Source organism: Acidovorax sp. Q11 (genome assembly GCF_054950075.1).
Map to the genome: position 1 here is coordinate 35,225 of NZ_JBUDZG010000034.1, position 10,170 is coordinate 45,394.

Consider the following 10,170-nt stretch of genomic DNA (forward strand, 5'->3'; position numbering starts at 1 on the left):
CCGCGCGCTGGCGGCGGTACATTGATGTGGGATACAACCCATGTGTGCCGTCCACGCTGCATGTGTAGCAGCGCCGCAGCAGGCCATGGGCCGATGGCCCAGGCCTTTTACTTGCTGCGATCGGTCTTGTGCTTCATCTGCTCCAGTTCCAGCCGCAGTTCCATCAGGTCATTCTCCATGCCAAAACCCACGGCCTGCCCGGAGGATGGCGGGGGCGTCACGGGCACGGGCGGAAGATCGCTGAGGGTCAGGTGCAGGGGTTCGGAAAGGTCGAGGTCCAGGGGCACATTGCCACTGTCTGCGCCCATGGCCGCCGGGGCAGTGGATACGGGGTCGCTGTTGCTGGCCGGGGCCGGGCGTGGCGGCATGGCCCCGAAGTCAAACTCCAGGCTGGCTGCGAGCGAATCCAGCGGCGCGTCGTCGAGCAACGATGCGGCGACAGCCGGAGCGGGGGCTACGGGCGGTTCTGCCACCAGAGCTTCGGCCCGGGAGGGGGCCAGCGGAGTGGTCCGCTTGCGTGGCGGGGGCTCACCCCGTGCGCTGGCGGGGGTGGTCTGTGCGATGGACAGCAGCAGCAGCAGGTCGTCGTAGGCCGCCAGGTCAAACGGCTCCACCGCCTCGGCCCCGGTGCGGCGGAAGAGGAGCTTCTCCAGCAAACCCAGCACCTCGGGAGATGTCCACGCGGCTTCGATGTCGGCCAGCGCGTCGGTGTAGTGGTAAAGCATGCGCCCTGTGCGGTGGAAGCCGGAAAACTCCGGCACCTGCGCATTGAAGGACTGCATGAACTGCGCACGCAGCTGGGCAAACTCGTCCACGCGGCTGAGCGTGTGGTACAGCTGCAAAAGCTCCAGATAAGCCAACGGCGAGGTCTCGCGGTGCTCGGCAATATGGTTCTTCAAGACCTCGATGGCCTGCTGGTGCTCGCCCACCGAAATGAAGAATTCGGCCTGCTGCTGGATGTCAAAAAGCTCTTCGGGGTTGACGATATGCAGCGACGCCGATGCCGCAGCGGATGACGGCGGCGCCACCGGCACTGGTGGCTTGGGCAGCGGCGCCGGGGCGCTGGCCACGGGGGTTTTGGTTGCAGCACTGCTCGCAACCGCCACCGCCACCGGGCTGGGCGCAGGAACGGTGACTGGCGACGATGGCCCCGTGGAGGCGGGGCCCTCTTCGGGCAAAGGCTGGGTGTCGGACGGCAGCCAGGAATCTCCGGGATGGGGCGCCAGGCCCAGCGCCTCTTCGGCCACGGCAGCATCGCGCGCGCCCAGGGCCACCGAGTCACCCCAGGCCCGCACGGCGTTCTGGGAGGCATTGCGCAGGCGCACCCACATCCAGGCAACCCCCAGCAGGGCCAGTGCCAACAAGGCCCCCAGCGCATACACGATGGTCGCCGGGAAGCGCTCTTGCTCGGCCAACTCCAGCTGCTGCTGCAATTGCGCGGTGGCGGCACGGTCTTTGGCGGCCTGCGCGCGCAGGGCTGCGGCCTCGGACTCCAGCGTTTTCAGTTGCTCGCTGTCCTTGAGCAGGGTTTCTGGTTGCGCGTTCAGCGACTTCCACAGCGCAATGGCTTGCGCGCGCTGCACCGACATTTCCTCTGATGGCGTGACCGTGAGTTCGGTGCTGGAGCGTAGCGGAACCGGGCTGTCGAGCCAGATGTCCAGGGGCTCCAGCACCAGGCGGGGGCGCTGGGCGGGCGCAGTACCCGCCGCCAAGGCCTTGGCGGGGGCCGGTGCACGTGCAACAGGCCGCGCAGGAGCCGGGGCCGCAGGCCGGGCCACGATGGGCGCCCGGGGTGCAGGGGGCTGGCGCGTGGCCTGCTGGTCAGCCGGGGCGGGTACCGCACGGCTGTCCTGCGCCTTCACCGAGGGCTGAGCGGCCTCGCCCCCTCTGGCGGCGGGCAGGCGCGAAAGATCGACCGGCAGCGCCGACGCCGAGCGCGTGGCAATGGCTGGGAGGTCGGAGAGAAAAGTGTATGTGCGTGTGGTTCTGCCCGCGCACCCTGCCGTGAGGGTGACGGTCAGCACGGGTTCATCCAGCGCAACGGATGCCATGACCCGCACGCCAGATGGGCGGCCCCGCACTTCAGGCAGGGGGATGACGCGCACCTTGCTGTCGCCAATCGCGTTGTCGCCTGCCACCAGCTTCGCCGTGACGCAGGACGACGCGACATCGGTGCCCGGGTCGGGCTGCAATTCAAACGTCAGATCAACAGGAGAACCCAACACCACCGTGCCGCTGCCACTGCCCAGCGACAGCGCCGACGCACCGGCTGCAAACACCCACAGCCCCGGTCCAAAAATAGTGTTACGGATTTTCACAATAAGTTCTGTTCCTGGTCTGAGGCATTCTTGCACACAAGTCCCAGGTAAGGCCAGAGCCATAATGGCGCTATGAAAATTCAGTTTCCCACCATCGCCATCGTGGGCACCGGCGCCATGGGCCGGGGCATTGCCCAAATCGCAGCCCAGGCCGGCAGCCAGGTTTTTCTGCTGGATGCCAACCCCGGCGCCGCCGATGCGGCCAAGGCGGCACTCCAGGAACAATGGAACAAACTGGTGGCCAAAGGCCGCATCGATGCCGCGCAGGCCAGTGAGCTGGTGGCGCGGCTGCACCCCGTCAAGGCCGTGGCCGACCTGTCGGGCTGCGACCTGGTCGTGGAGGCCATCGTGGAGCGCCTGGATGTGAAGAAGGCGCTGTTTGCCGAGCTGGAGGCCGTGGTGCGCCCGGACGCAGTGCTGGCCACCAACACATCGTCGCTGTCTGTCACCGCCATCGGCGCAGGCCTGCAGCGGCCCGAGCGCCTGGCGGGCTTTCACTTCTTCAACCCGGTTCCGCTCATGAAAGTAGTGGAAGTGATTGCCGGGCTCAAGACCGACGCCGCCGTGTGCGCCGCGCTGGCCGCCTATGCCAAGCAGATGGGCCACACGCCCGTGCAGGCGCAGGACACGCCCGGCTTCATCGTGAACCACGCCGGGCGCGGCTTTGGCACCGAGGCCCTGCGCATCGTGGGCGAAGGCGTGGCCGACTTTGCCACCATCGACCGCATCCTGCGCGACCAGGCGGGCTTCAAGCTCGGGCCGTTCGAGCTGATGGACCTCACGGCGCTCGACGTGTCCCACCCGGTGATGGAATCCATCTACCGCCAGTACTACGACGAGCCGCGCTTTCGCCCCAGCGTGATCACGGCGCAGCGCCTGGCCGGTGGCATCGTGGGCAAGAAGGTGGGCGAAGGCTTCTACCGCTACGTGGATGGCGCGGCCCAGGTGCCCGCCGAAGCCCCGGTGCCCACGGTCAACGACATCCCGCCCGTCTGGGTATCTCCGCGTGCCGCCCGGCGCGCCGAGCTGTACCAGTTGCTCAAGGACCTGGACGCCACCATCGAAACCGGCCAATCACCCTCGCCCCACGCCATCACGCTGGTGGCGCCGCTGGGCTTTGACGTGACCACCGTGGCCGTGGTGGAACGGCTGGACCCGGCACGCACCATCGGCATCGACATGCTGATCGACGACGCCGCCACCAAGCGCCGCGTGCTGGCCACCAACCCCGCCACGCGAGTGGACATCCGCAACGCGGCGCATGCGCTGTTTGCACGCGACGGCAAGGCCGTGAGCGTGATCCGCGACAGCGGCGGCTTTGTCACCCAGCGCGTGGTGGCAACCATCGTCAACATCGCGGCCGACATCTGCCAGCAAGGCATCTGCTCGCCCAAGGACCTCGAAACTGCAGTCACCCTGGGCCTGGGCTACCCGCTGGGCCCATTGGCCATGGGCGACCGCTGGGGGCCCACCAACATTCTCGAAGTGTTGTTCAACATGCAGACCGTGTATGGCGACACCCGCTACCGCCCCAGCCCCTGGCTGCGTCGGCGCGGCGCCATCGGCCTGAGCCTCACGCATGTAGAAGAAAACTGAACGCCCGCACCAAGGCCACCCATGCCCGCAGAACTCCGAAGCACCAGCCAGGGCCAGACCCTGATCCTGACCCTGAGCAACCCCGAGCGGCGCAACGCCATCGACCCGTCGATGTACGCGGCAGGCGTGGAGGCGCTGAGCGTGGCCGAGAGCAGCACCGACATCCGCAGCGTGGTCATCACAGGGTCCGACGGCATGTTCTGCTCGGGCGGTAACCTGCAGCGGCTGCTGGCCAACCGCCAGCAGCCGCCCGAAGTGCAGGCCCAGAGCATTGAAGGCCTGCACAACTGGATTGAAACCATCCGCACCTACCCCAAGCCCGTGATTGCGGCGGTGGAAGGCGCGGCGGCGGGTGCGGGCTTTTCGCTGGCACTGGCCTGCGACTTCATCGTGGCGGCGCGCAACGCCGTGTTCGTGATGGCCTACAGCAATGTGGCCCTGTCGCCCGATGGAGGGGCGAGTTGGAGCCTGTCGCAGGCCCTGCCCCGCCAGATCGCCACCGAGATCCTCATGGGCGGCGACCGCATTGGCGCCGAGCGCCTGCATGGCCTGGGCCTGGTCAACCGCGTGGCCGAGGCGGGCTCTGCACTGGATGCTGCACTGGCACTGGCCGAGCAGCTCAACGCCAAGGCACCCAACGCCCTGGCCAGCATCAAGGAGCTGCTGAACGAAGCACCCCACGCCAGCCTGACCCAGCACCTGGGCCACGAGCGTGACCACTTCGTGAAGAACCTGCACCACGCCAACGGCGGCGCAGGCATTTCCGCCTTCCTTGAAAAGCGCGTGCCGCGCTACGAGTAAGCAGCCACCCCATCCACGCCCCAAAGCCCCTGGCAGCCGAACCGGCTGCCAGGGGCTTTTTTCTGCGCGGCTGCGCAGACGCGCAGGTGACAACCCTGACGCTTTGCGCAGGTCCCTCACGCGACAATGGTTCCGTTTCCAGTCACACAAAAGACAGACCATGGACGACCCGATTCTTACTATCGAAGAACGTGAAGCGATCAACTCCGGTCGCTGGTTTTCTTCCCTCTCACCTTCGCTACGCCACGACATCCTCCGATGTGCATACGTCAAACGTTTCAAGGACGGCGCCCTGATCTGCGCACGTGGCGATCCACCCGAGGAGTGGATTGCCTGCGCACGCGGTGCGGTGCGAGTGAGCTCCACCTCCATCTCGGGCAAGCAGATCACGCTGACCTATGTGGAGCCGGGCATCTGGTTCGGCGACGTGGCGATCTTCGACGGGGACCGGCGCACCCACGACGCGTATGCGCATGGCGACACCACGATCCTGTGCGTGGCCAAGTCCGATTTCAAGAAGATCCTCGCCTCGCACGTGGAGTTCTACGAAGCCATGCTGCGCCTGCATGCACGGCGCATCCGCCAGCTCTACGGCCTGGTGGAAGACCTCAACACCCTGCCCCTGCGCGCCCGGCTGGCCAAGCAGCTGGTGCACCTGGTACGCAGCTACGGCATTCCCAGCCTGTCGGACGGCAGCGAGATGCGCATCGGGCTGCAGCTGGCGCAGGAAGAACTGGCACAGCTGCTGGGCGCATCGCGCCAGCGCGTGAACCAGGAGCTGAAAGCCATGGAGCGCGAGGATGCCATCCGCATCGAGCCGGGCGGCCTGGTGGTGCGCGACCGCGAGGCACTGATGCGCATTGCCGAAACCGACAACTGAAGAGCAACAACAACACACTCCCCGCCCTTCCATGAGCAACTTCGACCACTTCGTGGGCACCCGGCCCGTTTCCGACCAGCACGCGTTCGACACCGCCGCGCTGACCGCCTGGCTCGCGCGGCACATGCAGGGCTTTGAGGGGCCCCTGACGGTAGAGATGTTCAAGGGCGGGCAGTCCAACCCCACCTACAAGCTCATCACCCCCACCACCAGCTACGTGATGCGCGCCAAGCCCGGGCCCGTGGCCAAGCTGCTGCCCTCGGCCCACGCCATCGAGCGCGAGTTTGCGGTGATGAGCGGCCTGTACGGCACCGATGTGCCCGTGCCACGCATGTTTGTGCTGTGCGAGGACGAGTCGGTGATCGGCCGCGCCTTCTATGTGATGGAGTGCATGCAGGGCCGCGTGCTGTGGGACCAGTCCCTGCCCGGCATGTCGCAGGCCGAGCGCGGCGCCATCTACAACGAGATGAACCGCGTGATTGCCGCGCTGCACACCGTGAAGTTTGCAGACCGGGGCCTGGCCAGCTACGGCAAGCCCGGCAACTATTTCGACCGCCAGATCGGCCGCTGGAGCAAGCAGTATGTGGCCTCCATCACCCAGCCCATCCCCGAGATGGACAAGCTCATGGAATGGCTGCCCGCGCACATCCCCGCAGGCGCGCGCGATGAGAGCCAAGTGTCCATCGTGCATGGCGACTACCGGCTGGACAACCTCATGTTCCACCCCACCGAGCCCCGCGTGATTGCCGTGCTTGATTGGGAGCTGTCCACCCTGGGCCACCCGCTGGCTGACTTCAGCTACCACTGCATGAGCTGGCACATCCCAGCCGCCATGGGCCGGGGCATCGCGGGCCAAGACCTGGCCGCGCTCGGCATCCCCAGCGAAGACAGCTACATCCGCCTGTACTGCGAACGCACCGGCATCGCCACGCCCGAGGCGCTGCGTGCCGACTGGAACTTCTACCTCGCCTACAACATGTTCCGCATCGCGGCCATCCTGCAGGGCATTGCCAAACGCGTCGAGGCGGGCACCGCCTCCAGCGCGCAGGCCAAGGCCTCGGGGGACACCGCGCGGCCCATGGCAGAGCTGGCCTGGTCGTTTGCACAGCGCGGCTGAGGACACCCGGACACAGACCAAGGCACAGGCGCCGCCCCACGATTACCAACGGAGAAGAAACCCATGGACTTTGACTACTCGCCCAAAACCAAGGAACTGCAGGCCAAGCTGCTCCAGTTCATGGATGACCACATCTATCCGAACGAGTCTGCCTACAAAGACGAACTGATAGCCAACACAGCAGCGGGCAAACGCTGGAGCGCGCTCAAAACCATCGAAGACCTCAAGCCCAAGGCCCAGGCCGCCGGTTTGTGGAACCTGTTCCTGCCGGTGGACAGCGCAGCTGCCTCGGGCTACGACGGCGCCGGCCTGACCAACCAGGAGTACGCGCCCCTGGCCGAAATCATGGGCCGCGTGCAATGGGCCAGCGAAGTGTTCAACTGCTCGGCCCCCGACACGGGCAACATGGAAACCATCGCCCGCTACGGCGACGAGGCCAACAAGGCCCGCTGGCTCAAGCCCTTGCTCGAAGGCAAGATCCGCTCGGCCTTTGCGATGACCGAGCCCGACGTGGCATCGAGCGACGCCACCAACATCGAGACGCGCATCGAGCGCGATGGCAACGAGTACGTGATCAATGGCCGCAAGTGGTGGATCTCTGGCGCGGCCGACCCGCGCTGCGCGGTGTTCGTCACCATGGGCAAGACCGACCCCGAGGCGCCCAAGCACTCGCAGCAAAGCATGGTCCTGGTGCCCGCCGACACCAAGGGCATCACCATCATCCGCCCGCTGAACGTGATGGGCTATGACGACGCCCCCCACGGCCACGTCGAGATGACCTTCGAGAACGTGCGCGTGCCCGTCTCCAACATCCTGCTGGGCGAAGGCCGTGGCTTCGAGATCGCACAAGGGCGCCTGGGCCCCGGCCGCATCCACCACTGCATGCGCCTCATTGGCCTGGCCGAACGCGCGCTGGAGCTGATGTGCAAACGTGCCTCGTCACGCACCGCCTTTGGCAAGACCGTGGCCCAGCAGACCGTGACGCAAGAGCGCATTGCCGAAGCCCGCTGCAAGATCGACATGGCCCGCCTGCTCACGCTCAAGGCCGCCTGGCTGATGGACGTGGCCGGCAACAAGGTCGCCAAGACCGAGATCGCGATGATCAAGGTCGTCGCCCCCAGCATGGCCTGCCAGGTCATTGACTGGGCCATGCAGGTGCATGGCGGCGGCGGCATGTGCGACGACTTCCCGCTCGCCTATGCCTACGCCGGTGCACGCACGCTGCGTTTTGCCGACGGCCCGGACGAAGTGCACCGCAACGCGATCGCCAAGTGGGAGCTGGGCAAGTACGGCACCTATGGCCGCGATGCGGGTGTGCCGATCACACGTGGGGCTTGAGCGAGGACAGTCCCTGAGGCCCTTCGGGCCTCCCTCTGCACCCACTCTCGCACCGCTGCGCGCTGTGGGTGGGAGATGAAGCACTCGCCGCTGGGCGGCTTTTACTCTGCCGCTCTGGCCCAGGCATCGGGTGCACTCATTGCATAGACCAGTTGAACCCGTCGCGCGGAGAAACCCTTAGCAGGCTGCTGAAATACTCCCCTTGCCCACGAGCGTCTTCCTCGGCCCTCGCGCGTTTCTTGCGCCCGCTTTCCGTATCTTGAAACTCAGTGCTCCAGGTCGGCCTTTTTTGCCTTTCCCAGCCCGTTTTCTCGACCTTTTCCCCTCACCTGTGTGCCCCTGCAGACGGATTTGCCCCAGGCTGCGCAGTCGCGTGAGGTTGTAGCCCGCCATCGTCAACACAAACATCTGATCGACCTTTTTGATCCCGCGCACCAGCACCTGACGCATGTGTCCCACCGTCTTGGCCCAGCCAAAGCCTTGTTCGATCAGCTTTCTCTTTTGCTGCGAGATGGCATACCCTTCGCTGTCTGCAATCGCATCGGGTACCGCCGATTGGCGCCTTGATTTGTTCTGCGCTACGTGGGGCAGCACGTTCATGTCTTGCAGGGCCTCAATGAACTCCTTGGCGTCGTAGCCTTTGTCTGCCCCCAGGGTGATGGTGATGGGCTCATCGCCCGGTAGTGCCTGCCGCGCATCGTTGATCATGGCCTTGGCCGCTTCGCGCTCTGCATGCCCGTCAGCCTGAGTGACCACAGCACTGACCACTAGCCCATGGCGGTTGTCAGTAAGCGTGTGGCCCATAAAGCGCAGTTCGCTGGCCGTCTTGCCTTTGCGGTACAGCCGTGCATCCGAATCCGTGGTGGATTCATGGGTCTCGTTGCTGCGCTTTTGGTCTTTGAAGTTGCCCGCGTTATCGTTGCCGTCATCATCCGTGCGGTCTTTGCGCACGAAGCTCTTGTGACCCGCCCACGCCTGGATCAGGGTGCCGTCCACGCTGAAGTGCTCGCCTGAGAGCAACTCCTGCTCCTGGGCTTGCTGCACGATCTGGTTGAAGAACTCGATGACCGCATCGTGCTCAATCAGGCGCTCGCGGTTCTTGCTGAACACGGTAGGCACCCACACGGCATCGTCCATGGCCAGGCCAATGAACCAACGAAACAGCAGGTTGTATTGGGTCTGCTCCATGAGCTGGCGTTCTGAGCGCACGCTGTAGAGCACCTGAATGAGCATGGCGCGCAGCAGTTTCTCTGGGGCAATGCTGGGGCGCCCTCCCTTGATGTCGGCCGCGTACATCTGAGCGAACAACACGTCCATACTCGCCAAGGCCTTGTTGACCATCACGCGGATCACGCGCAGAGGATGGTCTGCGGGCACGAAGTCATCGAGATGACGCATGGTGAACAGGCTCTCGGTGAAGGTGTCGGCTCCGCGCATGGATGGCTCGTCTGTCTGCTCGCTTGGGTTGCTTCTATTGTCTTGGTACGGAGTCAACTGAGGAGTGATGGTGGGGAGTATTTCAGCAGTCTGTTAGGTATCATGCACTGACGCGGTCTACGATGTGCTGTCCTGCGCTCCCGAATACACAGCCTTGCTCAGCAAAATGTCTATACCTCGCCTTTTGACAAGCTCGAATTGCCTGAGCAAATGCGTGCTGGGGCTCCTGGAATTCTTTACGCGGATGTTTGCAGAATGAGATCACTCCAAACCGAAGCGGCGAGCCACCTTCAAGGAGAGCCAATACCTAGAATTCCCCGTATTGGCCAGCCTATTCCGCGAGCTCTGCGGGATAAATAGCGCTAGGCAATTGCATATGCCGAATTGTGATTTCTACGCGACGATTGATGATCACAGAGAACTGCTGAACTGGCTCTTCTCCGAAGGTACCTGTGATGTTTACGAGTTGTATTCAGATTTTGAAACTGAACTAAGAAAATTCTCGTCGGTAGTCGAGATACTGGATCAGTTTGACCGCCGCTATGCCACAGGCGAGGGCGGTCTCAAATCTGAAGTGCAACACCCTCACCGAGGGTAATGTACGCAAATGAGAACGAGATACGAACACTTGCAGCCAGAAGACAGAGTGACGTTGGCATCGCTGCGCCAGCAGGGCTGGAGCA

General features: G+C 64.6%; 8 protein-coding genes. 5 read left to right on the forward strand and 3 right to left on the reverse strand.

Annotated elements, in window-relative coordinates:
• Positions 1-107: 107 nt before the first annotated feature.
• Positions 108-2,318, reverse strand: a complete 2,211-nt coding sequence (locus tag ACYZGB_RS19875; RefSeq protein ID WP_462390574.1) for a type IV pilus assembly protein FimV — start codon at positions 2,316-2,318, stop codon at positions 108-110.
• Positions 2,319-2,390: 72 nt separating this feature from the next.
• Between ACYZGB_RS19875 and ACYZGB_RS19880 the strand changes: the two genes are divergently transcribed.
• The 5 genes from ACYZGB_RS19880 (at position 2,391) to ACYZGB_RS19900 (ending at position 8,050) form a co-directional block, all read left to right on the forward strand.
• A complete protein-coding gene (locus tag ACYZGB_RS19880; protein ID WP_462390575.1) occupies positions 2,391-3,914 on the forward strand; it encodes a 3-hydroxyacyl-CoA dehydrogenase in 1,524 nt (507 codons plus the stop codon).
• 21 nt (positions 3,915-3,935) lie between these two features.
• Positions 3,936-4,715, forward strand: coding sequence for an oxepin-CoA hydrolase, alternative type (locus tag ACYZGB_RS19885; RefSeq protein ID WP_462390576.1), 780 nt, complete (start codon positions 3,936-3,938; stop codon positions 4,713-4,715).
• Positions 4,716-4,875: 160 nt separating this feature from the next.
• The gene (locus ACYZGB_RS19890; protein WP_063460954.1) at positions 4,876-5,595 is read left to right on the forward strand and encodes a Crp/Fnr family transcriptional regulator; all 720 of its coding nucleotides are present in this window, start codon (positions 4,876-4,878) and stop codon (positions 5,593-5,595) included.
• A gap of 31 nt (positions 5,596-5,626) precedes the next feature.
• On the forward strand, positions 5,627-6,712 hold the full coding sequence (locus ACYZGB_RS19895) for a phosphotransferase (RefSeq protein ID WP_462390577.1): 1,086 nt from the start codon (positions 5,627-5,629) through the stop codon (positions 6,710-6,712).
• Between the two features lie 63 nt (positions 6,713-6,775).
• Positions 6,776-8,050, forward strand: coding sequence for an acyl-CoA dehydrogenase family protein (locus ACYZGB_RS19900; protein WP_462390578.1), 1,275 nt, complete (start codon positions 6,776-6,778; stop codon positions 8,048-8,050).
• Positions 8,051-8,227: 177 nt separating this feature from the next.
• Here the strand turns inward: ACYZGB_RS19900 and ACYZGB_RS19905 are convergent, their stop codons facing one another.
• Positions 8,228-9,487, reverse strand: coding sequence for an IS5 family transposase (locus ACYZGB_RS19905; protein WP_462390579.1), 1,260 nt, complete (start codon positions 9,485-9,487; stop codon positions 8,228-8,230).
• 490 nt (positions 9,488-9,977) lie between these two features.
• The coding region (locus ACYZGB_RS19910) for a hypothetical protein (RefSeq protein WP_462390580.1) at positions 9,978-10,170 on the reverse strand (193 nt) is incomplete at its 5' end.

Bases quoted from the DNA above. Each gene is read 5' to 3' on its own strand.
- ACYZGB_RS19880 (WP_462390575.1), top strand. From the start codon at position 2,391: ATGAAAATTCAGTTTCCCACCATCGCCATCGTGGGCACCGGCGCCATG.
- ACYZGB_RS19885 (WP_462390576.1), top strand. From the start codon at position 3,936: ATGCCCGCAGAACTCCGAAGCACCAGCCAGGGCCAGACCCTGATCCTG.
- ACYZGB_RS19890 (WP_063460954.1), top strand. From the start codon at position 4,876: ATGGACGACCCGATTCTTACTATCGAAGAACGTGAAGCGATCAACTCC.
- ACYZGB_RS19895 (WP_462390577.1), top strand. From the start codon at position 5,627: ATGAGCAACTTCGACCACTTCGTGGGCACCCGGCCCGTTTCCGACCAG.
- ACYZGB_RS19900 (WP_462390578.1), top strand. From the start codon at position 6,776: ATGGACTTTGACTACTCGCCCAAAACCAAGGAACTGCAGGCCAAGCTG.
- ACYZGB_RS19905 (WP_462390579.1), bottom strand. From the start codon at position 9,487: ATGCGCGGAGCCGACACCTTCACCGAGAGCCTGTTCACCATGCGTCAT.